This window comes from Streptomyces winkii, from assembly GCF_032248595.1.
GTDB lineage: Bacteria > Actinomycetota > Actinomycetes > Streptomycetales > Streptomycetaceae > Streptomyces > Streptomyces winkii.
Genome location: NZ_JASTTH010000004.1, coordinates 540,891 through 563,602, shown reverse-complemented (window position 1 = coordinate 563,602; position 22,712 = coordinate 540,891). Strand labels below are relative to the sequence as shown.

The window sequence follows — 22,712 nt, the reverse complement described above, 5'->3', positions numbered from 1 at the left end:
CGTGCACGGAAGAAGCCGCGCCCCTTCCGCCCCTTCCGTATGCGTGTGGCGACCAAGTATGCGCCGGTCGACCGTCGCTCTGTCCAATGCCGCGTGCGACGGAACGCCCGATGCGCTGCCAGGCGCCGACCGGTGCCCCGGCCAATCATTCCACACTGCTATTGACGAGCGTCCCGAATATGTAGAGCATGACGCCACGATTCCAGGCGAAGGGGAGACCCGATGACCGCCCACAGCGCGACTCCGTCCGTCACTCCCGTCACACCCGTCGTCCCCGACATGTTCAACGCCTCCGACTACCTCCTCCAGGCCGCCGTCCAGCCCGGGACGGCGGACCGTACGGCGGTCACTGGCCCGGCGGGAGAGCTGACCTACGCCGAACTGGCCGAGCTCGTCGGCCACATCGCCGCCGGGCTCCAGGCGTGGGGTGTGCGCGCCGAGGAGCGGGTCATGCTGCTGATGGCGGACGGCCCCGACATGGCCGCGGCGATCCTGGCCGCGATGCGGCTCGGCGCGGTCCCCGTGCCGGTCTCCACGATGCTGACCGGGCCCGAACTCGCCGAGCTCCTCGGGGACTCGCGGGCGAGGGTGCTGCTGGTCAGCGCGGAGTTCCGCGCCGCAGCCGAGGCGGCGGTCGCGCGGGTGCCCGGAATCCAGTACGTCGCGGTCGCCGGGGCCGGGGCCGGGGCCGGCGGCGGGGGAGACGTGCGGAGTTCCCAGGGCACCGAGGGTGCCGAGGGCGCGGGCGGTGACGTGCCCCCGCTGGCCGTGCCCGCAGGCGTACGCGTGCGCCCCTTCGCCGAGCTCGTGGAGGAAGGACGGCGCCGCGGCGGCGAGTTGCACGACCCGTACATCACCTCCGGCGACTCCTGCGCCCTGTGGCTCTACACCTCCGGAACCACCGGCAAGCCCAAGGGCGCGATGCACCGGCACGCCAACATCCGTCATGTCGTGGAGAGTTACGCACGCCAGGTGCTCGGCATCACCTCGGAGGACCGCTGCCTGTCCGTGGCGAAGCTCTTCTTCGCATACGGCATCGGCAACTCGCTCTTCTTCCCGCTGGCGGCCGGCGCCGAGACCGTACTGGATCCGCAGCGGCCCACGCCGCAGTCCGTCGCGGAACGGCTCACCGAGTACCGGCCGACGCTCTTCTTCGCCGTGCCCACCTTCTACGCCGCGCTGCTGCGCTCGGACGTTCCGCGCGAGGCCTTCGACTCCGTACGGCTTGCGGTGTCGGCCGGAGAGGTGCTGCCCGCGGATCTGTGCTGCAGGTTCGCCGACCGCTTCGGCGTCGAGATCCTCGACGGCATCGGCTCCACGGAGGCCCTGCACATCTTCCTCTCCAACCGCCCCGGCCGCTCCCGTCCGGGCACGACGGGCACCGCCGTCGACGGTTACGAACTGCGCGTCGTGGACGGCGAGGGACGCGACGTCCCGCCGGGCGAACCGGGCTCGCTGCTGGTCAAGGGCGAGTCGATCGCGACCGGTTACTGGTGCCGCACGAGCGTCACCAGGCGGGTCTTCCAGGGCGAGTGGCTGCACACCGGCGACACCTACGTCGTCGACGACGACGGCTACTACACCTGCCTGGGGCGTACGGGCGAGATGCTCAAGGCCGGCGGCATCTGGGTCGCGCCGTCCGAGGTCGAGGCGCGGCTGCTCCAGCATCCGGCCGTATCGCAGGCGGCGGTGGTCGGCCTGCCCGACGAGGACGGCATCGACAAGCCGGTGGCGTGCACCGTGCTCGCGGACGGCGCGCACGTCCGCCCGGAGGAGCTCATCGACTTCTGCCGTGACGGCCTCGCGGCCTTCAAGCGGCCCCGTGAGGTGCTCGTCGTCGACGAACTGCCCACCACCGCAAGCGGAAAGCTGCGGCGTCACGCCGTACGCGACCTCGCCGCGGCGCTGCTGGGGCCGTCCGCGGAGTGAGCCTCCGGGCTCCGCACGCGGATGACCGGCGCAGCGCCCGGCAGCCGCAGACGGAGACCGGGCGTCAGCTGCTGGCGTGGCCGGGAACGCCCTCGCGCTCCGGTGGCGCCGCATCGGCGGCCGGCCGCCGCGACCGCTTCCGTACGAGGAACAGCGCCGCGGCCAGCGCCACCACGAAGGCTCCCGCCACCACGGGGATGCCCGTCCACTGCAGGGCGCCGGCGATCGCGCGCTGCACCGCGCCCGCGCCGTCGATGACCGGATCGCCGTCCGTGATCCCGCCGCTGAGAGCACGGATCTCGTACCAGCCGTAGTACGCCGTGTACGCGCCCACGATCACCAGCAGGCCGCCGCCGAGCCGGGACGCCGCCGCGCCCAGGCGCCGCAACCGGCCGACTGCCGACGTACGGGCGAGCGCCACGGCCAGCGCCGCAGTGCCGACGACGGCGCCCATGCCGACCGCGTACGCACCGAACAGGGCCAGCCCGCCCGCCACCGATCCACTGCGGAACGCGGAGACCACGATCGCCAGGAAAGGCGCGATGGTGCAGCCGAGCGAGGCGACGGCGTACGCACCGCCGAAGAGCGCCATCGACGGAACGGAGCGGGTGACGCCGGGCGCGCGGCGGACTCCCGGCAGCAGCTTCGGCAGGTCACGCCCGGCCAGCAGCCACACCCCGACACCGGCGAGAAGCACCCCGAACACCACCGTGAACCACGGCAGATGCTGCTGCACCTGGCTCGCGGCGGGCGCCACGACCAGGCCGAAGAGCCCGAAGACCGCCGCGAATCCCAGCGTCATGGCGGCGGTCGCCGCCAGCGCCCGCCCCACCGCGGCGCCCCGCGAGGGAGAGTCCTCGCCCAGCACCAGCAGCGACAGATACGCGGGAAGAAGGGCGAATCCGCAGGGGTTCACCGCGGCGAGCATGCCCGCGGTGAGCGCCAGTGCGAAGGGCAGATCGGCCATCGGTCGGCGTCGTGGTTCAGCCGGCCAGCCCGGCCACCTGCTTGGTCAGGTCGCTGGGACTCGTCGCGGCACCCTCGTGGACCGTCTTGCCGTTCTTGTCGAGCATGACGTACGAACTCTGCTGCGAGATCCCGAACTTCTTCCAGACCGCGCCCTTCTGGTCGTTGAGGTGCGGGAAGTTGCCGACCTTCTGCGTCTTGACGAAGCCGCGGATGGGCTCGGTCTTGTCCAGGCCCGCGACGCCGAGGAAGTTGACCTTGCCCTTGTACTTGTCGGCGAGCTTCGCCGTCTGCGCCGCCTGGCCCTGGCAGGTGCCGCACCACGGCGCCCAGAACCACAGCACGGACGGCTTGTTCGCCAGGGACTCGCCCTTGAACGCCTTCCCGTCCAGCGTGGTGCTCGTGAACCGCAGCTTCGCGGGCGTGTCCTTCCCGTCCGGTGCCTTCTCCCCGGGCGCGACGCCCTCCGGCGCGTCCTTGTCCCCTGCCTCTTTCCCGCCCTTCTCGTCCTTCTGATCGTCCGCCCCGGCCTTGCCCGCGGGCTTCGGGGCCGCGGAACCGGCGTCGTCCATGCCGCATCCGGCCAGGGACAGCGAACTCGCCACGAGCAGGGCAGTGAGGGCCACACGGGTACGACCGGCACGCATCATCTGAATCCTCTGGTGATGAATCGGGCTCGTCACGCTAGGACTTCCCTCCCGCCGGCAGTCGGTCTTTAGCGGCAGCTGACTAATCCGGACCGATCACCGAGGCGCGGTGTCCGCCCTCCCGCCAGGCTCCCGTTGCGGCCCGGCGCACTCCATCCGCGTGACGCCCCAGCGGTCCCGGCGCGGGTCCCGGACGAACGGCGCGCACGGTGGAGCACGATGCGGCGGTGACTCGGGGATACCGGGCACCGGAAGGACGACGGGGATGGACACCCACTGGCACGCCTTCGGCTACACCGGCCACGAGAGACCGGGCGACGCCGAGGCACGCGACCCGGAGTCGGCGACACCGCCGATCGAGATCGACCTGTGGTTCCGGAAGCCCCGTTCGATGCTGGAGGGCACGTTCACCGACGCCTCCGCGGCGGCGGACTGGCTGGAGCGAGAGCTGAGCGAGTCCCCGCCCCAGGACGGCGCGCTCCCCGTCCGGTCGCATCTGCGCCACGCCCGCGACGCGCTCGCCCGCGGAGCGGACGCATACGTCGGCTACTACACGACGCACGGCCGCTTCCTCGTCCGCGCCCTCCTGTCCTGCCCCCGCCCCGGCCTCCCGTGCCCGTCACCCCCGCGCTGACGGCACGGGACTGGCGGCTGCTGTGGGCCGCTACACGTCGTCTGGAAGCAGACGGAACGCCGCGTGCCCGGTCAACGGGACCATCATGCGGAAGTGCTGGTCGCTCGTGAATACCGTCTCGGTGCGGTACGCCGCGGCCAGGGCAACGTTCATCGCGTCGGCGAGGCCCACGCCCCGGCCGTTGTCCGCGTCGCGGTAGCCCTCCATCACGGCGAGGGCCGCGCTCATGTGCGGCGCCAGGTCGGGGATTTCGAAGCGGCGGGTCGCGGTGTAGCGGTCGATGAACCGCAATGCGGTGATGGCGCTGTCCGCTCCGGCTCTGGTGGACAGGAGGTAGTCCAACTCCCCGAGCACCAGTGGGGAGATCACAAGGTGCCGGATGCTCCCCAGCGCCTTCCTGTGCTCTTCGTGTCCGGAGAGCCGAGTGTCGAGTACGCGGTACAGGGCGTTGGTGTCGGCGACGACGACGTCGGTCACGATCCCATCCCGCGCAGAGTCTCTTCGATCTCGTCATCGGTCAGATCCGGGAGGTCCAGGTCGGGGATGTCGAGGTCTCCCATCGGGCCGACGGGGAAGGGCGGGACCTCCTCCGTCTCGTAAGGACGAACAACGGCGACGGGGCGCCCGTTCTTCGTGACCGTGATGGTCTCGCCCGCCTCCGCGGCAGCGAGAACGCGCGATGAGTTCTGGTTGAATTCGCGGGCCGTCGTCTCCATGTAGTACAGAGTAGTACACGAGAACCGGGTCACTTCTGGAGATCTTTCTCCGGCGGCAGGCGGTACATCCGGCCATGCGTTCGCGCAGTTCGCTCCGCATCGTCGGCCGGCGCCTATATTGCGACGATGAGCGGTGAATCGGTCACTTTGTCCCTGTGCGGTGACGTCATGCTCGGCCGCGGCGTCGACCAGATCCTGCCGTATCCGGGCGATCCGGAGCTGAGTGAGGGGTTCCTGCGGGACGCGCGGGCCTATGTCGAGCTGGCGGAGGCGGTGAACGGGAAGGTGCCGGTGCCGGTCGACGATTCGTGGCCCTGGGGGGACGCCCTGGAGGTGCTGGATGACGCCGCGCCCGATGTCCGGGTGGTGAATCTGGAGACCAGCGTCACGCGGCACGGCCACTTCGACCCCCGCAAGGGAGTCCACTACCGGATGAACCCCGCCAACCTCGGCTGCCTGGCCGCGGCCCGGCCCGATGTGTGCGTTCTGGGGAACAACCACGTGCTGGACTTCGGGCAGCCCGGCCTCGAGGAGACCCTGGACGCCCTCGCAGAGGCGGGCCTGCGGACCGCGGGCGCGGGACGGGACCTGGACGAGGCGCGCGGCCCCGCCGTCGTGCCGGTCGACGGCGGACGGCGGCGCGTGCTGGTGCTCTCGATGGGGACGCCCTCCAGCGGCATCCCGGTCGCGTGGGCCGCGCGCCCGGACCGTCCCGGAGTGAACTTCCTTGCCCGGCTCAGTGAGGAGGCGGCCGGCGAAGTGTCCGGGCGGATGCGGGAGTTGAGACGCCCTGGCGACGTCGTCGTCGCGTCCGTGCACTGGGGCTCCAACTGGGGTTACGGCGTCCCCGCCAACCAGAGGCGGTTCGCGCACGCGCTCATCGACGGCGGCGGCGTCGACGTCGTACACGGCCACTCCTCGCACCACCCCCGCCCCGTGGAGGTGCACCGCGGCAAGCTCGTCCTCTACGGCTGCGGCGACTTCATCGACGACTACGAGGGCGTCGAGGGCCACGAGGAGTACCGCGACGATCTGCGGCTGCTCTATCTGGCCTCGGTCGAGGCGGACACGGGCCGCCTGGCCGCCCTGCGCATGGCGCCCTTCCAGGCCCGGCGCATGCGGCTGACGAGAGCCGCACCCGAGGACGCCGAGTGGCTGCGGGCCGTACTCGACCGCGTCAGCGCGGACTTCGGCGTACGGGTCGGGTACGGCGGCGACGGCATGCTGACGCTGCGGACCGAGGGGAGCGACGGGGACTGACAGCCGGGGCTGCCGGGGCCGTTGACCGGGACCGCCGGCGGCGAGGCTCCGCCGTGAACGGCCTCGGCAGGCCCGCTCGTACTCGACCTGGTCGACGGGGTTGCCGTCGCCGTGGTCGTACGCGCGCGACGCCGACGGGTCTGTGCGCGGCGGCCGGCGTCACGGTGTGGACCCTGCTGGCCCCGGTTCGCCGCGATTCCGCGGCCGTGCCCGCCGCGACGTGAGCGTGCGGCGGCTCACCACTCCGCGAACGCGCCGTCCCTGTGCCGCCAGAGCGGGTTGTGCCAGCTGCCCGCTGTCCCGTCCGCGGCCCGTACGGCCTTCTCGTCGATCTCGACTCCCAGACCCGGTGCCGTCGGCAGCAGCAGATGCCCCTCGTCGAAGCGGAAGACGGAACGGTCCGCGACGTAGTCGAGCAGCTCAGCGCCCTTGTTGTAGTGGATGCCGATCGACTGTTCCTGGATGAGGAAGTTCGGGGTGCAGAAGGCGAGTTGGAGGGAGGCCGCGAGCGCGAGCGGCCCCAGCGGGCAGTGCGGTGCGATCGCCACGTCGAAGGTCTCCGCGAGCGCCGCGATGCGGCGGGTCTCCGAGATGCCGCCCGCGTGCGAGAGATCGGGCTGGAGCACCGCGATCCCCGCCCGCAGCGCGGGCAGCACCTCCGAACGGGAGAAGAGCCGCTCACCCGTGGCGACGGGCAGCGTCGTCGAGTCGGTCACCTTTCCCAGCAGATGCGTGTACTCGGGCAGTACGGGCTCCTCCACGAACATCGGCGCGTACGGCTCCAGCACGCCGACGGCCCGCACGGCGCCCGCCGTGGAGAAGCGGCCGTGGAAGTCGATCGCGAAGTCCCGCCCGGGGCCGAGGACTTCACGCGCGGCCTCCGCCCGTGCCGCCACCTGATCCAGCTCGGAGACGGTCGGCAGCCGGCTCATCCGTCCCGACGCGTTCATCTTCACCGCGGTGAAGCCCGCCTCCACCTGTGCGGCCACCTGGTCGCGCACGGCCGCCGGCTCGTCGCCGCCCACCCAGCTGTAGGCGCGCGCCCGCTCCCGTACGGGGCCGCCCAGCAGCCGGTGCACGGGAGCGCCGAGGGCCTTGCCCGCGATGTCCCACAGGGCCTGGTCGATTCCGGCGACCGCGCTGGAGAGGACGGGACCCCCGCGGTAGAAGGAGCCCTTCGTCATCACCTGCCACAGGTCCTCGATGCGCGAGGGGTCCGCGCCGACGAGGAACTGGTCGGCGAGTTCGTGCACGGCGGTGCGTACGGTCTCGGCCCGGCCCTCCACCACCGGCTCGCCCCAGCCGACGAGGCCGTCGTCCGTCTCGATGCGGCAGAAGAGCCAGCGCGGCGGGACGGCGAAGGTCTCGACTCGGGTGATCTTCAAGTGGTGCTCCAGGTACGTCAGTTCGGGCTCAGTGCGGCCGGTGCGGACGGTTGCGCGGACGTTCCGTGCCGATCACCCCTTCAGGCTTCCCTCGGTCAGGCCGGTCCTCCAGTAGCGCTGGAGCACCAGCATCGCGATCGCCAGCGGGATCACCGAGAGGAATGCGCCGCCGACGGTGTACTGGATGAGCTGCGGCACCCGCTCACCGGCTGTCTGCCAGGCCGTCAGGCCCAGCGTGACCGGGTACTTGCGGTCGTCGGAGAGCATGACCAGCGGCAGGAAGTAGTTGTTCCAGATTCCCACGAACTGGAAGAGGAAGACCGTCACGAGCGCGGGCGACATGATCCGCAGGGCGAGCCCGAAGAAGATCCGCCCCTCGCGTGCCCCGTCCACCCGTGCCGCCTCCAGCAGCGTGTCGTCGACGGCCGACTCGGCGAAGATGCGGCACAGGTAGACACCGAAGGGACTGACGAGGCTGGGGATCAGCACCGCCCAGTACGTGTTGACGAGGCCGATCTTGTTGAACAGCAGATACAGCGGCAGGGCCAGCGCGGTGTGCGGCAGGAGTACGCCCGCGAGCACGGTCTTGAACACCGCTTCCCGGCCGTTGAAGCGGTACTTGGCGAGGGCGAAGCCCGCCGCGGCCGCCAGCAGCGTGGCAAGCGCCGCGCCGACTCCCGCGTACAGCAGGGAGTTGAGCACCCACTGGAGATAGATGTTGTCGTCGTAGGTGAGGATCTTCCCGAGGTTGTGCAGCAACTGCGGGCTGTCGAACCAGAGTCCGGTGCTGCCGTAGAGCTTGGCCGTGGTCTTCGTCGCGGCCACGACCAGCCAGTAGACCGGCAGCAGGAAGTAGCCCGCCGCGGCCGCGAGCGAGGCGACGAGCAGGATGCGGCCCGGCGACGGCACGCGCCGCGGCCCGGCGGTCGCCGCCGCAGCCGGTGAGGGCCCGCCCGCGGCGACCGCCGCCGCCCCGGCCCCGGCGCCCGATGCACTGGTCGTTGTGCTCATCGCCTGCTCCTGTCCTTGCGGCTGACGAGGGTGAGGAAGCCGAACGACACCGCGCAGGCGGCGAGCGCGAGGATCACCGACTTCGCCGCCGCCAGATAGACGTTGGCGTTCGCGAAGGCGTCGTTGTAGGCACTGAGGTTCGGGGTGAAGCTGGCGGTCACCGCCGGCGAGAGCACCCGCATCACGAGGGGCTCCGCGAACAGCTGCATCGTGCCGATGATGGAGAAGACGCAGGTGAGGATGAGCGCCGGGCGCACCAGCGGAATCTTGATCCGCAGCGCGGTCTGCCACGGCCCCGCTCCGTCGATCTTCGCCGCCTCGTACAACTCCTGTGGCACGGACTTCAGTTGGGCGACGATGATCAGCATGTTGTAGCCAGCGAACTCCCAGACGACGATGTTCGCGATCGACCACAGCATGTTGTCGTAGCTGAGGAAGTCGGGTGCGGCACTGCCGAGCACCTCGGTGATGGGGCTGATACCCGGCACGTACAGGAACCCCCACAGGATGGTCGCGATGACGCCGGGGATGCCGTACGGCAGGAAGTACGAGGCGCGCAGCAGCCCCGCCCAGCGGTTCGAGACCTGGTCCAGCAGCAGCGCCAGCGTCAGCGCGAGTACCAGCATCACGGGCACCTGGACGACGCCGAAGAGCAGTACCCGTCCGAAGCTCTCGACGAAGTCGGTCTGCTGGAGGGCGAGGGCGTAGTTCTCCAGCCCCCCGAATCCCACCGTCGGCTTGCCCAGCCCGAGCGGGCCGTGCCGGTCGACCTTGAGGAGGCTCTGGTAGACGGCGTAGCCGATCGGCAGGACGAAGGTGAAGAGGAAGAGCGCCAGGAACGGCCCGAGGAAGAGCCAGGCGGCGCGGTCGGGCCGCGAGGAGCGCTGGGAGCCCCGTACGGATGTGCCCCGGGAGACGCCCCCGGATGAGGCGGCGGCAGCGGCGTCGCGCCCGGCTGCCGTTTCGGACTGTGCCGGCATCATGCGCTCCTCACCTTGAGCCCCTTGGCCTTCAAGTCGTCGAGGACGCGGATCTGCACGTCGCGCAGCGCGTCCGTGAGGCTGCCCTTTCCGGCGGAGGCGCGTCCGAAGGCGTCCTTGATGTGCTCGAAGGACTGGACGGTGGTCGGGGCCCACTTCCAGGAGGTGTCGACATGCTCGTCGGAGGCCTGGAACACCTCGTTGTAGCGCTGTCCGCCGAAGAACGGATCGGGCTTGCCCAGCGCCGACTCCTCGAGATCGACCTTGGCGGCGGGCCATCCGTAACCGGCCTTGACCAGAAGGTCGATGCTCTTGGGATCGGTGTTGAGCCAGTGCGCGAACTCGATGGCCTCCGCGGGGTGGCGGGTGCCCTGGAGTATCGCGGTGGACGAACCTCCCCAGTTGGCCGAGGCGGTCTGCCCGGCCTCCCACTGCGGAAGGCCGGTCACGCGCCATTTGCCCTTCGTGCCGGGGGCGTTGCCGCGCAGCAGCGCGTCCCCCCACTGCGCCGCGAGCCAGCTCACCAGCTGCCCCGACTGCACGGCCTTGAACCAGGGGCCCTGTGTGTCGGGCATGACCGCGAGGAGATCGTCCCGCAGCAACCCGTCCCAGAAATCCGCGACTTCGAGCGACGCCTTGCTCGCGATGTCGACGATCCAGGTGTCGCCCTCGGAGCGGATCCACTGCGCGCCGCGCTGCCAGGGGAACGCGGCATACCACTGGGCGTTGTTGGGCGGGAACGCGCAGATGTGGGCTCCGCCGCCCCGCTTCTTGACCTTGAGCGCCGCCGTCCTGAACTCGTCCCAGGTGCGCGGCACTTCGATGTCCCAGCGCTCGAAGAGATCCTTGCGGTAGAAGTGGGCCATGGGGCCGGACGCCTGCGGTATCGCGTGCACCCGGCCGTTGAAGACGCCCTGCTTCCACTGCCAGTCGACGTAGTCGCCCTTCAGCTTGTCGGCCCCGTGCTCGCTCAGATCCGTCAACCCGTTGACCAGCATGAACTCGGGCAGGGCGTAGTACTCGATCTGCGCCAGGTCCGGCGGGCTGCCCGCCTTCAGCGACGAGTGCATCTTCTGGTAGCCGCCCTGGGTGTTGGCGGGCACGATCTGCACCTTTACGTGGATGTCGGGGTGCGTCTTGTTCCACAGGGCCACGGCCTCCTGCAACGGAACCCACGTCCAGAAGACGAGCTCGACCTTGCGGCCTTTCCTGCGCGGCGCCTGCTCGGTGAGCCGGGCCGCGCCCGCGGACTCGCCGCACGCGGCGAGCGCGGGAGCCGCGGCAGCGGTGGCGCCCCAGGCGAGAACCTTCCTACGGACCGGCATCTGACCTCCTTGTCAGGCCGTCCCCCAGGCTGGAGGCCCAGGGTGGGGGTCCCCCCAGGCCGCAGGCCGAGGGGGCAGTTGGTTGTCAGCGCTCCATGACTGCGACGCCACGGGGCGGCAGCGTCACGGCGGTGACGGGGCCGGCGCCGTCCGGGCTCAGCCGGTCGCGCATCGGCTCCAGCAGCTCGACCACGGCGGACTCGTCGCCGTGGTTGAGCAGGAACAGGAAGCTGTGCTCGTCGTCCTCGCGGACCGTGGCCTGCACGCGGCCGGGCAGCCCCGGCAGTACGGGGCCCACGCCCGCCGCCTCCCGTACGTGGTCCAACAGCCCGCGCAGAGCGGCGGGTTCGAGCCGGGTGCCGACGTACCAGGCGGTGCCGGTGCCGTGGCCGTGCCGCGTCACCGCCGGGCGGCCCGCCGACTCGCCCTCGCCGAAGACCGCGACGGCCTCCGCGCCCTCCAGCTCGATCGCCTCGGACCACAGATCGCCGACGGCGCCCGACTCGGCGCCGGGCTCCCCGCCTTCGGACCTCGGGGCCGGCAGTCCCTCTACGCGCACGCTCGCGCCCTCGTCCAGCGGGTGGAACTCCTCGACGCGCAGACCGAGCAACTCCCGTAGCGGCGCCGGGTATCCGCCCAGGTGCACGCGGTCGCACTCGTCGACGATGCCCGAGAAGAAGGAGACGAGCAGATGCCCGCCGTTCTCCACGTACTCCGCCAGACGACGGGCGTCGGCCTCGCCGAGCAGATACAGATTGGGGACCACCACGAGCCGGTACGCGGAGAGTTCGCTCGCGGGCGGCAGGATGTCGCAGGCCACGCCCGCCTCGAAGAGCGCTCGGTGGTGGGCGCGGTTGATCTGCGTCAGGTCCAGCGCGGTCGAGGGATGCGAGTCGAGCTCCAGCGCCCACCAGCTGTTCCAGTCCGTCAGCAGCGCCGTGTCCGCGCGTGAGCGGGTGCCCGCGATCTCCGGCACGGACGCGAACTCCCGCCCCAGCTCACTGACTTCGCGGAAGATCCGGGTGTCCGTGCCGCCGTGCGGAAGCATCGCGGAGTGGAACTTCTCGGCGCCGCCCCGCGACTGCCGCCACTGGAAGAACATGATCCCGTCGGCTCCCTGCGCGACGGCCTGCCAGCTCCACAGCCGCATCGCACCGGGAGGCTTGGGGCTGTTGCGGGCCCGCCAGTTGACGGCGCTGGGCGCCTGCTCCAGCAGCAGCCACGGCTGCCCGCCGCGCGCCGAGCGCATCACGTCGAAGTTGAACGCGGCGCCGAGATGCGTGTCCGCATCGAAGGGGTCCTGGTAGAAGTCGAGCGACATCACGTCCTGATGGGGAGCCCATGCGAAGGCGTCGACGGGCTTGTGGTGCGGCATCAGGTTCGTCGTCACCCGCACGTCCGGGGTGAGTTCGCGCAGCACGGCCAGTTCGGCGAGGTAGCACTGCCGCAGCGCGTCGTCGCTGAAGCGCCAGTAGTCCAGCTGCTGGGAGGGGTTGGCGAACGTCGGTGCCAGGCGCGGCGGCAGCACCTCCTCGAAGGAGTCGTAGCGCTGCGACCAGAAGGCGGTGGACCAGGCGTCGTTGAGGGCGTCGACGGTGCCGTAGCGCTCGCGCAGCCAGCGGCGGAAGTCCGCCGCCGAGACATCGCAGAAGCACTGGCGGATGTGGCATCCGTACTCGTTGCCGACGTGCCACAACTCCAGGGCCGGGTGCTGCGCGTACCGCGTCGCGACCTTCCTCACGAGCCGGGTGGCGTACTCGCGGTAGACGGGGCTGGAGGGGCAGTAGTGCTGCCGGCCGCCGGGCCACTTGCGGCGGCCGTCCTCGGTCTCCGGCAGGATCTCCGGGTGCAGCCGCGAGAGCCACGGCGGCGGTGACGCGGTCATCGTCGCGAGGCAGACGCGGAGCCCGGCCTGCGAGAGGTTGTCCATCACGCGGTCGAACCAGCCGAAGTCGTACTCGCCGGGGCGCGGTTCGACGCGGGCCCAGGCGAAGACCCCCGCCGTGACCATGGTGACCCCGGCCTCCTTCATCAGCCGGGTGTCCTCGGCCCACACCTCTTCGGGCCACTGTTCCGGGTAGTAGTCGCCGCCGAAGTGGATCTGCATGTCTGACCTCTTCATGCTTCGAGCACCTTCGAGTCGTCGGCCGCCGTCGCACGCCCGCCCATGGTCAATCCATTAATTATGAATTAACGTAAGTGGGGTCCGGGTGGTGGTCAACCCTTCCGGTCCGATCTGTACCGAAGCGAGGAGCAGCCCGATGGCAGGGTCCAGGACGGAGGGCGGAACGGCCGGGTCAGCAGCGGCGGCGGGGTCGGCAGAGTCTGCCGGGTCTGCCGGGTCTGCCGGGTCTGCCGAGTCAGCAGCGGCAGGGCACGGATGCCCTCACGGCCGCTTCCGCGGGAGGACCGCCGTCGTCACCGGCTCCGCCACGGGCATCGGCGCGGCCACGGCTCACCGCCTCGCCCAGGAGGGCGCCGCCGTCGTCGTCGCCGACGTCGACGAGCAGCGGGGCGCCGGGGTCGCGGACGCGATACGGGAGAGCGGCGGCGACGCCGTCTTCGTCCCCGCCGATGTCGGGCAGGAGGAGGCGTGGCGGCGGATCCTCGAATCCGCCCACGCCTACGGGCCCGTCGGCGTCCTCGTCAGCAACGCGGTGAAGGTCGAGGTCGCACCCGCGCACGAGACCACGCCCGACTCCTGGAACCGGCAGATCTCGGTGGGTCTCACCGCCGCCTTCCTCGGCGTACGTGCCTGCCTGGAGGACCTCCGCGCCGAAGAGGGCGCCGTGGTGCTCGTCTCCTCCGTACACGCCTACCGCGGCATCCCCGGCCACCCCGCGTACGCGGCGGCGAAGGGCGGACTGCTGTCCCTGAGCGGCCAGTTGACCGTCGAGTACGGGCCGCGGGTGCGGTTCAACACCGTGCTTCCGGGGCCGGTTCTCACCGGACTGTGGGACCGGGTTCCGCAGGAGGAGAGGGAGGCCAGCGTCGCGGAGACCGCGGCTCGCCGCTTCGGCACCCCGGAGGAGGTCGCCTCCGCCATCGCGTACCTTGCCTCGCCGGAGGCGTCGTACGTCACGGGCGCGAGCCTTCTCGTCGACGGGGGCTGGAGCGTCATGAAGTCCTCTGCATGACGGGGGATTCCGGGACGGCGAGACCGGTACCGGCGGAGGGAGAGGGCTCGGAATCGGGGGCGGATCGAGGAGAGAGAAGGTTCAGGAATGGCCGGTTACTCGGGCCGCGGAGTACACGGCCAGACCGTCGAGGCCATCGCTCACCGGGTCATCAGCGGCCGCATCGGTGAGGGCGACACACTCGACCTGGCGGCGCTCCAGGACGAACTCGGCGTCAGCCTCACCGCGTTGCGCGAATCGCTGAAGGTGCTCGCCGCCAAGGGCATGGTCGACGCCCGGCAGAAGCGGGGCACGTTCGTACGGCCGCGGTCCGACTGGCACTTCCTCGACGCGGACGTGCTGCGCTGGCAGTTCGAGTCCGCGGAGGGCCCCGCGGCCGGCGCGGGCGACCCGCTGCTGCGCGACCTGGGCGAGGTGCGCGGCATCGTCGAACCGGCGGCGGTACGGCTCGCCGCGGAGCGCCGTACGGACGCGGACCTGGCCGCGCTGGACGAGGCGCTGGACGCGATGGCGCGCGCCTCCGAGGTCGGCGACGAGGCCGTGGACGCCGACCTCGCCTTCCACCGCGCGCTTCTCGCCGCGTCTCACAACGAGATGCTGGAACGGATGGAGATGGTGATCGCCACGGGCCTCGCCTTCCGCGACCGCCTCGTCCACGCCTCCGGCCACCGCCCGCAGAACCCCGTGCCCAGCCACGGGGCGGTGCTCGACGCCGTACGGGCACAGGAGCCGGACGAGGCCGAGGCCGCCATGCGGGCCCTTCTGGAACAGTCGGCACGCGACCTCGACAAGCTCCGCGGTACGCGCGGCGGGCGGCGCACGCGCTGACCGCAGGCGGTACGGAGGGGTGGGGCATTGCGCGTCGTCGGTCCTCCAACCACCGCTAGGCTTATGGGAGTTGGTTCGAGGCCGCCGGCCCGGCCGTCAGTCCTTCTTCAGCTCCTCGGCGAGCATCACGATGATGCCGCTGGGACCGCGGACGTACGTGAGCTTGTAGACGTCCGCATAGGTCGCCACACCGCGAAGCGGACGGCATCCGTGCCGTGCGGCGATCTCAAGGGCTTCGTCGATGTCGTCGACCGAGAAGGCGACGCGATGCATGCCGATCTCGTTGGGACGTGTGGGCTGCGACTCGATCGCTTCGGGGTGGATGTACTCGAAGAGCTCAAGGCGACCGTGACCGTCCGGTGTCTGGAGCATCGCGATCTTGGCGTGATTGCCGTCAAGGCCGACGGCGGTGTCGGTCCACTCACCGCTGACCGTGTCCCGGCCGAGGACCGTGAGGCCGAGGTCGGTGAAAAAGGAGATCGTTGCTTCGAGGTCGCGGACGGCGATGCCGACGTTCTCAAGTCTGATGGGCATGCTTTGCATGCTATTGAAGGCAGCCGGAACACTCTGGCCGGGCGCGACCTGTTCACCCCGTCACCCCGGAGCGCCGTGCGGCGGAACGCCGAGGGCCAGTACCGCCGTGTCGTCGACCAGGCCCTCGCCGAAGGCGTCCAGCAGTTCGGCCATGGCGTCGACGGTCTGCTCGGCGGTGCAGGGAGCGAGGACGTCGGTGTAGGCGAGCAGTGCGTCCTCGCCGTAGCGGTCGCCTCCCGCGGTGGCGGTGTGGGCCTCGGTGAGTCCGTCGGTGTAGAGGAGCAGCGTGTCCCCGGCTTCGAGGCGTACGGACGTGGTGGCCACCGTCGGGTTGGCCAGCACGCCGATCAACTGCCCGCCGGGCGTGGGGATGTACTCGGCGGTTCCGGAGCCGCGCAGCAGGAGGGCGTGGGGATGGCCGCCGCTGGCCAGCGTGACGCGGAAGCCCTCGTCCTCGCTGTGCAGCACGCCGAAGAGGACGGTGCAGAAACGGGGGTCGTGCTCGTAATCGGCGGTGTTCAGCACGGTGTTGAGGTTGCTGAGCACCGCCACCGGCTCGGGGTTGTAGACCGTGGCCGCTCGCAGGGTGTAGCGGGCCAGCGACGTCAGCACCGCCGCGGGCGCTCCCTTGCCGCACACGTCGCCGATGAACAGTCCCCACGTGTCCCGGGCGAGGGGGAACAAGTCGTAGAAGTCTCCGCTGACTTCGTCGGGGGAGGCGATGTGGTAGTGGGCGGCGACGTCCAGTCCCGGAGGGGACGCCAGGACCGGCGGCACGAGCGTCTGCTGGAGCGTGCTGACGAGGCGCTGAGAGCGTTCCCGTTCGCGTTCGGCCTTCTCGCGGGAGCGCAGCAGCTCCGTCTCGTACGAACGGCGGTCGCGCGCGTCGTTGACGGTGGTACGGATCAGCTGCGGGCGCCCCGCGCTGTCCGTCTTGACGCTGGCGGTGACCAGGACGGGCAGCCGCGTGCCGTCCGCAGCCTTCAATTCGAGGGCCACACCGCTGACTTCGCCCTGGAGGTGGAGCAGCGGCGCGAAGTGGGTCTCGTGGTAGAGCTTGCCGCCCACCGTGAGCAGGTCGGCGAAGCGCATGCGCCCGACGACCTCGTCGCGGTCCCGGCCCAGCCGTGAGAGCAGCGTCCGGTTGGCCCTGACGATCAGCCCGTCCAGCTGGGTGGAGAGATAGCCGCACGGGGCGTTCTCGTACAGCTCCTCGGTGTCCTCGTCCGACAGCCTCTGCGGGCCGGACTGCTGCTGCCCGGACTGCTGCGGGCCGCCGACCTGTGGGGAGGCGCGCCGGTACGGGGGCGGGGATCCTGCTGCGGACATCATCCGTCACGGGCCGCGAACCCGGCGATGGCCTCGGTGGTGGCTGACGGCGCGCTCAACTGCGGGCAGTGGCCCACCGCGTCGAGCGTGACGAGCTCGCTGCCGGGGATCGACTCGTGCACGAAGGCGCCGACCTCGCGCGGTGCGATCACGTCCTGGGCGACCTCGATCACCCGCGTCGGCACGGAAACCCGCGGCAGATCGGTGCGGTTGTCGGAGAGGAAGGTCGCCCGCGCGAACACCCTGGCGATGGCGGGGTCGATCCGGCAGAAGCTGTTGGTCAACTCGTCGGTCAGCTCGGGCCGTTCGGGGTTGCCCATGACGACCGGAGCCAACGACTCGGACCAGCCCAGATAGTTGCTGTCGAGGGACTCCAGGAGCTCGTCGATGTCCTCGGCGCTGAAACCGCCGCGGTATCCCTCGTCGTCGATGTAGCGCGGCGAGGGCGTGAGCAGAATGAGCTTCTCGAACAGCTGCGGCTCCCACGCCACGGCGAGGACGCCGAAGACCGCGCTCACCGAGTGCCCGACGAGTACGACGGGACCGAGGGCGAGCTCGCGGCAGATCTCGACGATGTCCTCGGCATAGGCGTCCACCGACGTGTACCGCTCCTCGCTCCACGCGGAGAGATCCGAGTTGCCCGTTCCCACATGGTCGAACTGGACGACCTTGAAGTCCCGGGCCAGCTCCGGCGCCACCAGGCGCCACATGTTCTGATCGCAGCCGAAGCCGTTCGCCAGCATGATCACCGGGGCGCCCTCACGGCCCGTGATCACCACATTGTTTCTGCTCAGCACATCCATAACGGGCTCCGTTTGCCATGCTAAATCGCTTATGAGGCGGTTGCAGGCGATCGAGCCGCAGTGATCAACTCGCGTCCGGGGGTTGAGGGTGCACGGGAATCCATGTATGCATGAGTCATGCATGATGCGAATCGCACGGCCAACCTCCTCGGCGCCACCGCACTCGCCGTGACCGACATGGCCCTCACCGGAGCCACCAAGGCAGCGGGCACGAGTGCGAGCGGCGCCTCCGCGCTCGTGGTGCTCTCCGCCTCGCCCGGCCTGAGCGTCACCGAGCTGGGCCGCCGCGTCGGCCTCTCGCAGCCGGCCGCGGCCCGCATGGTCGACTCGCTCGAAGCGGGCGGACTGGTCACCCGCCGTCAGGGGCCCGGGCGTTGGGTGTCCGTGAAGCCCACCGCCGCCGGGACCCGCACCGCCCGCACGATGCTCGCCGCCCGCGGCACCCCGCTGAACGCCGTCGTGGACGTACTGGACGAGCCGGAGCGCGAGACGCTCGACGGCCTCCTGTCCAAGCTGCTGACGCGGCTGTACGGAGAGGTCGGCAACGCCGATCTGCTGTGCCGCCTGTGCGACCGCGCGGGCTGCGTACGGGACGGCGCGGTCTGCCCGGTGGGGCAGGCCGAGCGCGACGAGCAGGCCGCCCAAGACGGCGCGGGCGGCGAAGGCGGCCACGAGGGCGGCGGCGGAGAAGGTGCCGGTCCGCGCGGCAGCTGATGGGCGCCCTCCTCGCGCTCGGCTCCGCCGTCCTGTACGGCCTCGCCGACTTCGCCGGCGGGCTGCTCTCGCGCCGCGCGGCCTTCGCCCTCGTCGCGCTCGCCGGACAGGCCGGGGGCCTCGCGCTCACCCTGGTTGCCGCGCCGCTGCTCCCAGCTCCGGCTCCGGCCGGGTCCGATCTCGCGTGGGGAGCGCTCTCCGGCATCGGCACCGGCACGGGGATGGTCTTCCTCTACCGCGGCATGAGCCGCGGCGCGATGAGCACCGTGGTGCCCGTCAGCGCCGTCGGTGGTCTGGCCCTGCCCGTGCTGGCCGGTGTCGTACTCCTCGGAGACCGGCCGTCGGCGCTGTCCTGGCTCGGCATCCTGACAGCCGTGCCGGCCCTGTGGCTGGTCTCCCGCGGCGGGCCGGCGCGCTCCGCCTCGCCCCGCGGCACCGGCGCCTCCCTGGACGGACTGACCGCCGGCGCCGGAATCGCCCTCCAGTACGCGGCGCTCGCCCAGGCCGGCCCGGGCACCGGCATCTGGCCCGTCACGGCCGGGCGTCTCACCGCGATCGCCGTGATCCTGCCCGCCGCGCTGCCGCCGCTGCTCCGCGGGATGCACCGCCCTGCGACGGATCGCGTCGGGACAGAGCGCGCCGGTACGGGTCCCGCGGACGGGATGCGGCTGCGGCTGCCGCCGCTCCGCGCGGCCGGAGCCGCCGCCACGGGCATGGCCGCCGCGCTGGCCCTCGTGCTCTATCTCCTCGCCACACGGGAGCAGCTCGTCACCGTGGCCGTCGTGCTCTCCTCCCTCTATCCGGCGATCCCCGTGCTCCTCGGGCTCACCGCGCTGCGTGAACGCCCCACCCCGCTACAGGCCGCCGGGCTGCTCGGCGCCGCCACCGCCACCGGCCTGCTCACGGCGGGCTGAGCGGCGCGGCACCTGTGCCGTACACGTGTCGCACGGCCGTACAGGGGAACCCCGCACCGGAAGCTTGATGCAGCCGACACAGCGTGGCCCGGCGACGTCGGGTCAGCGGGACGGATACCTATGACCAGCGGGTACATGGGTCCCGAGGACTTCGGCAGGGACCCGTTCGGAGAGTTCATCGCGCGCTTTCTGGGGGGCGCCGCCCCGTCCGGCAGCGGCGGGCGGGACCCCCGCTACTACGACTTCCTCCGTCTGATGAGCGAGCCGGCCAGGCAGCTCGTATCCGAGGCAGCCTCGTACGCGGCTCAGCACGGAAGCAGCGATCTGGACACCGAGCACCTGCTGCGCGCGGCGCTCACCACCGAGCCGACCCGCACCATGATCACCCGGGCCGGTGCGGACGCCGACGCGCTCGCCGAGGAGATCGACCGGGAGGTCGGGGAGGGCACACCGCGCAAGTCCATCTCCGTGAGTCCCGCCGTGAAGCGCGCCCTGCTCGACGCGCACGACATCGCGCGCTCTCGCGGCGCCTCGTACATCGGCAGCGAGCACGTCCTCATCGCGATGGCGGCCAACCGCGACTCCGCGGCCGGACAGATCCTGGGCGCGGCCCACTTCGACCCGCGTTCGGCGTCCTCCGGCGGCTTTCCCGGACACCCGGGCCAGCCGGGTCACCCCGGCCAGGGCGGCGCCGGATACCCGGGCGCGCAGGGCTCCGGCCCCGAGACACCGGCCGGGCGCGGGGCGCAGGGCAAGCCGCCCTCCGACACCCCGAACCTCGACAAGTACGTCACCGACCTGACGGAGATGGCCCGCGACGGCCGCATCGACCCCGTCATCGGCAGGAACGAGGAGATCGAGCAGACGATCGAGATCCTCGCCCGCCGCGGCAAGAACAACCCCGTACTCATCGGGGAGGCCGGCGTCGGCAAGACGGCCATCGTGGAGGGGCTCGCGCAGCGCATCGTGGACGGCGACGTGCCGGACAACCTCCTGGGCCGCCGCGTCGTCCAGCTCGACGTCTCGGGCGTCGTCGCGGGAACCCGCTACCGCGGCGACTTCGAGGAGCGCCTCAGCGGAATCATCGACGAGATCCGCCGCCACTCCGAGGAGCTGATCGTCTTCATCGACGAGCTGCACACCGTCGTCGGCGCCGGCGGAGGCGGCACCGAGGGCGGCTCGATGGACGCGAGCAACATGCTCAAGCCGCCGCTCTCCCGGGGCGAGTTGCATGTCATCGGGGCCACCACGCTGGAGGAGCACCGCCGCCACATCGAGAAGGACGCGGCGCTCGCGCGGCGCTTCCAGCCCGTCCTCGTCCCCGAGCCGAGCGTCCCGGACGCGGTGGAGATCCTCCGCGGCCTGCGCGACCGTTACGAGGCGCACCACCAGGTCCGCTACACCGGCGACGCGCTCATCGCCGCCGTCGAGCTCTCCGACCGCTATCTGACGGGGCGGTATCTGCCGGACAAGGCCATCGACCTCCTCGACCAGGCGGGCGCCCGCGTGCGGCTGCGCACCGCGACCCGCGGCACCGACGTGCGGGCACTGGAGCGCGAGGCCGAACAGATCAACCGCGACAAGGACCAGGCCGTCGCCGCCGAGGACTACGAACGCGCCACACAGCTGCGCGACCGGCTCGCCGAGGTGGAGAAGGAGATCACCCGGGACGAGCGCAAGCAGCAGCCCAACGGCCGCATCGCCGAGGTCACCGTCGAGGACATCGCCGACATCGTCTCCCGCCAGACGGGCATCCCCGTCAGCAACCTCACCCAGGAGGAGAAGGAGCGCCTGCTGAGCATGGAGGACCGGCTGCGCGAGCGCGTCATCGGGCAGGACGAGGCGGTCGCCGCCGTCGCCGACGCCGTGCTGCGCTCGCGCGCCGGGCTCTCGAGCCCGTCCAAGCCCATCGGCAGCTTCCTCTTCCTCGGGCCGACCGGCGTCGGCAAGACCGAACTCGCCCGCGCGCTCGCCGAGTCGCTCTTCGGCACCGACGACCGCATGGTGCGCCTGGACATGAGCGAGTACCAGGAACGGCACACCGTCAGCCGTCTCGTCGGCGCCCCTCCCGGCTACGTCGGGCACGAGGACGCGGGCCAGCTGACCGAGACCGTTCGCCGCAACCCGTACTCCCTGCTGCTCCTGGACGAGATCGAGAAGGCGCACGCGGACGTCTTCAACATCCTGCTCCAGGTGCTCGACGACGGGCGCCTGACGGACTCCCAGGGCCGCACCGTGGACTTCACGAACACGGTCATCGTCATGACCAGCAACCTCGGCTCCGAGGCGATCTCCGGACGCGGGGCCGTCCTCGGCTTCGGCGGCGGCGACGAGGAGGACGAGGAGGAGGCCCGCCGGGAGCGGGTGATGCGGCCGCTGCGGGAGAACTTCCGGCCGGAGTTCCTCAACCGCATCGACGAGATCGTCATCTTCCGCCGGCTCTCGGACGAACAGCTGCGCACCATCACCGACATGCTGCTCGACGAGACCAGGCACCGGGTGCACGCACAGGACCTGGCCATCGACTTCGCTCCGGCCGCGGTCGACTGGCTCGCGCGGCGCGGCTACCAACCCGAGTACGGCGCACGGCCGTTGCGCCGCACCATCCAGCGCGAGGTGGACAACCAGCTCTCGCGGATGCTGCTCAGCGGTGAACTGAAGCCGCACACCAGGCTGCTGGTCGACGTGGAGGAGGACGCGCTGGTCTTCCGTACGGAGCAGGAGGCGACCGCCGGGGCCCGTGGGAGCGACATGGGCGGCGAGTGACTGCCCGACGGGAGCGGCAGGAGGCGCGGCCGCGGTGGGCGGGGAGCGCGGCCGCGTCAGTGAGGCTTCGGCTTCACACCGGGGATCTCGCCGGTCTCCGTGACCGTCCGCACGATCTCGCGCAGCTTGGTGTTCCGGTCCTGTGAGCTCTTCCGCAGCACGGCGAACGCCTGGTCCTCGTCGAGCTTGTAGCGCTCCATGACGATGCCGACCGCCTCGCCGATGTTGTGCCGGGTCTCCATGGCGGTGTGCAGCTGCGCGTGCGTACGGGCGCTGGAGAAGGCGACCGCCGCGTGCGAGGCGAGCAGCCAGCCGATGTGCTCGGAGCTCTTGGTGAAGGCGTTCGGGGCGGAGGAGTAGAGGTCGAGGGCGCCGAGGTTGTCCTCGTCGGTGTAGAGCAGGAAGCCCATCATGCTGCCGATGCCGATCCGGCGTGCCTCGGGCGCGTAGCGCGGCCAGCGCCGCACGGTCTCGGTCATGTCGGCGACGCGGTAGACCTCCTTCGGCGTCCTCGCGGCGTCGAAGCACGGGCCCTCGTTCAGCTCGCCCTGTATGCGGTCCGAGGCCAGCACCACGTCGCTGCTCGACGCGAGCGTGCGCACCCGCTTGTTCTCCACCGTCATCACGCCCGCGGCCTCGCACCCCTCCACCAGGTCCACCGCGTGGACCACGATGCGGTCGAGCGTCCTCTGCACGGAGTCCTGCGCGAGCAGATCGCGGGCCATGTGGGCGAGGCCTGTGGCGAACTCCTCCAGCTCGTCGGCCGACATGCCTGTCCCTTCATGACTCGCCATCCCTGAACCCCCGGGGTGTGTGCCGGCGCAACGGTAGTAC

At 71.1% G+C, this 22,712-nt stretch carries 21 protein-coding genes; 8 read left to right on the top strand and 13 right to left on the bottom strand.

The window, feature by feature from the left end; genetic code table 11:
- Positions 1-222: 222 nt before the first annotated feature.
- On the top strand, positions 223-1,929 hold the full coding sequence (locus QQM67_RS14610) for a benzoate-CoA ligase family protein (RefSeq protein ID WP_314174251.1): 1,707 nt from the start codon (positions 223-225) through the stop codon (positions 1,927-1,929).
- A gap of 64 nt (positions 1,930-1,993) precedes the next feature.
- On the opposite strand, the gene QQM67_RS14605 is transcribed toward QQM67_RS14610, so the two are convergent.
- Positions 1,994-2,896 (bottom strand): cytochrome c biogenesis CcdA family protein, encoded by a 903-nt coding sequence (locus tag QQM67_RS14605; RefSeq protein WP_314174250.1) that lies wholly within the window; start codon positions 2,894-2,896, stop codon positions 1,994-1,996.
- Between the two features lie 16 nt (positions 2,897-2,912).
- A complete protein-coding gene (locus QQM67_RS14600) occupies positions 2,913-3,542 on the bottom strand; it encodes a redoxin family protein (protein ID WP_314174249.1) in 630 nt (209 codons plus the stop codon).
- Positions 3,543-3,807: 265 nt separating this feature from the next.
- Here QQM67_RS14600 and QQM67_RS14595 point away from each other — a divergent pair, with 265 nt between their 5' ends.
- Complete coding sequence (locus QQM67_RS14595) at positions 3,808-4,176, top strand: hypothetical protein (RefSeq protein WP_314174248.1); 369 nt, start codon at positions 3,808-3,810, stop codon at positions 4,174-4,176.
- 30 nt (positions 4,177-4,206) lie between these two features.
- Here QQM67_RS14595 and QQM67_RS14590 read toward each other — a convergent pair whose 3' ends face one another.
- Complete coding sequence (locus QQM67_RS14590) at positions 4,207-4,653, bottom strand: PIN domain-containing protein (protein WP_314174247.1); 447 nt, start codon at positions 4,651-4,653, stop codon at positions 4,207-4,209.
- On the bottom strand, positions 4,650-4,892 hold the full coding sequence (locus QQM67_RS14585; protein ID WP_314174246.1) for a type II toxin-antitoxin system Phd/YefM family antitoxin: 243 nt from the start codon (positions 4,890-4,892) through the stop codon (positions 4,650-4,652). The genes QQM67_RS14590 and QQM67_RS14585 overlap by 4 nt, the downstream gene beginning before the upstream one ends.
- Positions 4,893-5,018: 126 nt before the next feature.
- Between QQM67_RS14585 and QQM67_RS14580 the strand changes: the two genes are divergently transcribed.
- Complete coding sequence (locus tag QQM67_RS14580; protein ID WP_314174245.1) at positions 5,019-6,152, top strand: CapA family protein; 1,134 nt, start codon at positions 5,019-5,021, stop codon at positions 6,150-6,152.
- A gap of 236 nt (positions 6,153-6,388) precedes the next feature.
- Here QQM67_RS14580 and dgoD read toward each other — a convergent pair whose 3' ends face one another.
- The 5 genes from dgoD to QQM67_RS14555 form a co-directional block, all read right to left on the bottom strand.
- Positions 6,389-7,537: a galactonate dehydratase gene (gene dgoD / locus QQM67_RS14575; RefSeq protein WP_314174244.1), complete on the bottom strand. Its 1,149-nt coding sequence runs from the start codon at positions 7,535-7,537 to the stop codon at positions 6,389-6,391.
- Positions 7,538-7,609: 72 nt separating this feature from the next.
- Positions 7,610-8,548, bottom strand: coding sequence for a carbohydrate ABC transporter permease (locus QQM67_RS14570; protein ID WP_314174243.1), 939 nt, complete (start codon positions 8,546-8,548; stop codon positions 7,610-7,612).
- Positions 8,545-9,528 carry an ABC transporter permease subunit gene (locus tag QQM67_RS14565; protein ID WP_399066635.1) on the bottom strand — a complete coding sequence of 328 codons (984 nt, stop codon included), beginning with the start codon at positions 9,526-9,528 and terminating at the stop codon, positions 8,545-8,547. Before QQM67_RS14565 ends, QQM67_RS14570 begins: the two co-directional genes overlap by 4 nt.
- Positions 9,528-10,853 (bottom strand): ABC transporter substrate-binding protein, encoded by a 1,326-nt coding sequence (locus tag QQM67_RS14560; RefSeq protein WP_314174241.1) that lies wholly within the window; start codon positions 10,851-10,853, stop codon positions 9,528-9,530. Before QQM67_RS14560 ends, QQM67_RS14565 begins: the two co-directional genes overlap by 1 nt.
- A gap of 85 nt (positions 10,854-10,938) precedes the next feature.
- A complete protein-coding gene (locus QQM67_RS14555; protein WP_314174488.1) occupies positions 10,939-12,960 on the bottom strand; it encodes a beta-galactosidase in 2,022 nt (673 codons plus the stop codon).
- Between the two features lie 154 nt (positions 12,961-13,114).
- Here QQM67_RS14555 and QQM67_RS14550 point away from each other — a divergent pair, with 154 nt between their 5' ends.
- Positions 13,115-13,990 (top strand): SDR family NAD(P)-dependent oxidoreductase, encoded by an 876-nt coding sequence (locus QQM67_RS14550; protein ID WP_314174240.1) that lies wholly within the window; start codon positions 13,115-13,117, stop codon positions 13,988-13,990.
- Between the two features lie 87 nt (positions 13,991-14,077).
- Positions 14,078-14,818, top strand: a complete 741-nt coding sequence (locus QQM67_RS14545; RefSeq protein ID WP_314174239.1) for a FadR/GntR family transcriptional regulator — start codon at positions 14,078-14,080, stop codon at positions 14,816-14,818.
- A gap of 96 nt (positions 14,819-14,914) precedes the next feature.
- On the opposite strand, the gene QQM67_RS14540 is transcribed toward QQM67_RS14545, so the two are convergent.
- Genes QQM67_RS14540 through QQM67_RS14530 form a run of 3 tightly spaced genes read right to left on the bottom strand, consistent with a single transcriptional unit; the run spans position 14,915 to position 17,484 of the window.
- Entirely contained in the window at positions 14,915-15,352 is a 438-nt protein-coding gene (locus QQM67_RS14540; RefSeq protein WP_314174238.1) for a VOC family protein, read from the bottom strand.
- Positions 15,353-15,412: 60 nt separating this feature from the next.
- Positions 15,413-16,684 (bottom strand): PP2C family protein-serine/threonine phosphatase, encoded by a 1,272-nt coding sequence (locus tag QQM67_RS14535; RefSeq protein WP_314174237.1) that lies wholly within the window; start codon positions 16,682-16,684, stop codon positions 15,413-15,415.
- On the bottom strand, positions 16,681-17,484 hold the full coding sequence (locus QQM67_RS14530) for an alpha/beta fold hydrolase (protein ID WP_314174236.1): 804 nt from the start codon (positions 17,482-17,484) through the stop codon (positions 16,681-16,683). The genes QQM67_RS14535 and QQM67_RS14530 overlap by 4 nt, the downstream gene beginning before the upstream one ends.
- Before the next feature lie 117 nt (positions 17,485-17,601).
- On the opposite strand from QQM67_RS14530, the gene QQM67_RS14525 reads away from it, so the two are divergent.
- From QQM67_RS14525 to QQM67_RS14515, 3 genes are all read left to right on the top strand, one after another.
- Positions 17,602-18,198, top strand: a complete 597-nt coding sequence (locus tag QQM67_RS14525; protein WP_314174235.1) for a MarR family winged helix-turn-helix transcriptional regulator — start codon at positions 17,602-17,604, stop codon at positions 18,196-18,198.
- Positions 18,198-19,112 (top strand): EamA family transporter, encoded by a 915-nt coding sequence (locus QQM67_RS14520; RefSeq protein ID WP_314174234.1) that lies wholly within the window; start codon positions 18,198-18,200, stop codon positions 19,110-19,112. The genes QQM67_RS14525 and QQM67_RS14520 overlap by 1 nt, the downstream gene beginning before the upstream one ends.
- Positions 19,113-19,232: 120 nt before the next feature.
- Entirely contained in the window at positions 19,233-21,878 is a 2,646-nt protein-coding gene (locus QQM67_RS14515) for an ATP-dependent Clp protease ATP-binding subunit (protein WP_314174233.1), read from the top strand.
- A gap of 56 nt (positions 21,879-21,934) precedes the next feature.
- Here the strand turns inward: QQM67_RS14515 and QQM67_RS14510 are convergent, their stop codons facing one another.
- Positions 21,935-22,648, bottom strand: coding sequence for a GAF and ANTAR domain-containing protein (locus QQM67_RS14510; protein WP_314174232.1), 714 nt, complete (start codon positions 22,646-22,648; stop codon positions 21,935-21,937).
- Positions 22,649-22,712: the final 64 nt, after the last annotated feature.

Coding starts and splice junctions, on each gene's coding strand:
- QQM67_RS14555 (WP_314174488.1), bottom strand. CDS start 12,960: ATGCAGATCCACTTCGGCGGCGACTACTACCCGGAACAGTGGCCCGAA.
- QQM67_RS14605 (WP_314174250.1), bottom strand. CDS start 2,896: ATGGCCGATCTGCCCTTCGCACTGGCGCTCACCGCGGGCATGCTCGCC.
- QQM67_RS14515 (WP_314174233.1), top strand. CDS start 19,233: ATGACCAGCGGGTACATGGGTCCCGAGGACTTCGGCAGGGACCCGTTC.
- QQM67_RS14550 (WP_314174240.1), top strand. CDS start 13,115: ATGGCAGGGTCCAGGACGGAGGGCGGAACGGCCGGGTCAGCAGCGGCG.
- QQM67_RS14540 (WP_314174238.1), bottom strand. CDS start 15,352: ATGCCCATCAGACTTGAGAACGTCGGCATCGCCGTCCGCGACCTCGAA.
- QQM67_RS14585 (WP_314174246.1), bottom strand. CDS start 4,892: ATGGAGACGACGGCCCGCGAATTCAACCAGAACTCATCGCGCGTTCTC.
- QQM67_RS14570 (WP_314174243.1), bottom strand. CDS start 8,548: ATGAGCACAACGACCAGTGCATCGGGCGCCGGGGCCGGGGCGGCGGCG.
- QQM67_RS14595 (WP_314174248.1), top strand. CDS start 3,808: ATGGACACCCACTGGCACGCCTTCGGCTACACCGGCCACGAGAGACCG.
- QQM67_RS14565 (WP_399066635.1), bottom strand. CDS start 9,528: ATGCCGGCACAGTCCGAAACGGCAGCCGGGCGCGACGCCGCTGCCGCC.
- QQM67_RS14520 (WP_314174234.1), top strand. CDS start 18,198: ATGGGCGCCCTCCTCGCGCTCGGCTCCGCCGTCCTGTACGGCCTCGCC.
- QQM67_RS14535 (WP_314174237.1), bottom strand. CDS start 16,684: ATGATGTCCGCAGCAGGATCCCCGCCCCCGTACCGGCGCGCCTCCCCA.
- QQM67_RS14510 (WP_314174232.1), bottom strand. CDS start 22,648: ATGTCGGCCGACGAGCTGGAGGAGTTCGCCACAGGCCTCGCCCACATG.
- QQM67_RS14545 (WP_314174239.1), top strand. CDS start 14,078: ATGGCCGGTTACTCGGGCCGCGGAGTACACGGCCAGACCGTCGAGGCC.
- QQM67_RS14580 (WP_314174245.1), top strand. CDS start 5,019: ATGAGCGGTGAATCGGTCACTTTGTCCCTGTGCGGTGACGTCATGCTC.
- QQM67_RS14530 (WP_314174236.1), bottom strand. CDS start 17,484: ATGGATGTGCTGAGCAGAAACAATGTGGTGATCACGGGCCGTGAGGGC.
- QQM67_RS14560 (WP_314174241.1), bottom strand. CDS start 10,853: ATGCCGGTCCGTAGGAAGGTTCTCGCCTGGGGCGCCACCGCTGCCGCG.
- QQM67_RS14610 (WP_314174251.1), top strand. CDS start 223: ATGACCGCCCACAGCGCGACTCCGTCCGTCACTCCCGTCACACCCGTC.
- QQM67_RS14525 (WP_314174235.1), top strand. CDS start 17,602: ATGCATGATGCGAATCGCACGGCCAACCTCCTCGGCGCCACCGCACTC.
- QQM67_RS14600 (WP_314174249.1), bottom strand. CDS start 3,542: ATGCGTGCCGGTCGTACCCGTGTGGCCCTCACTGCCCTGCTCGTGGCG.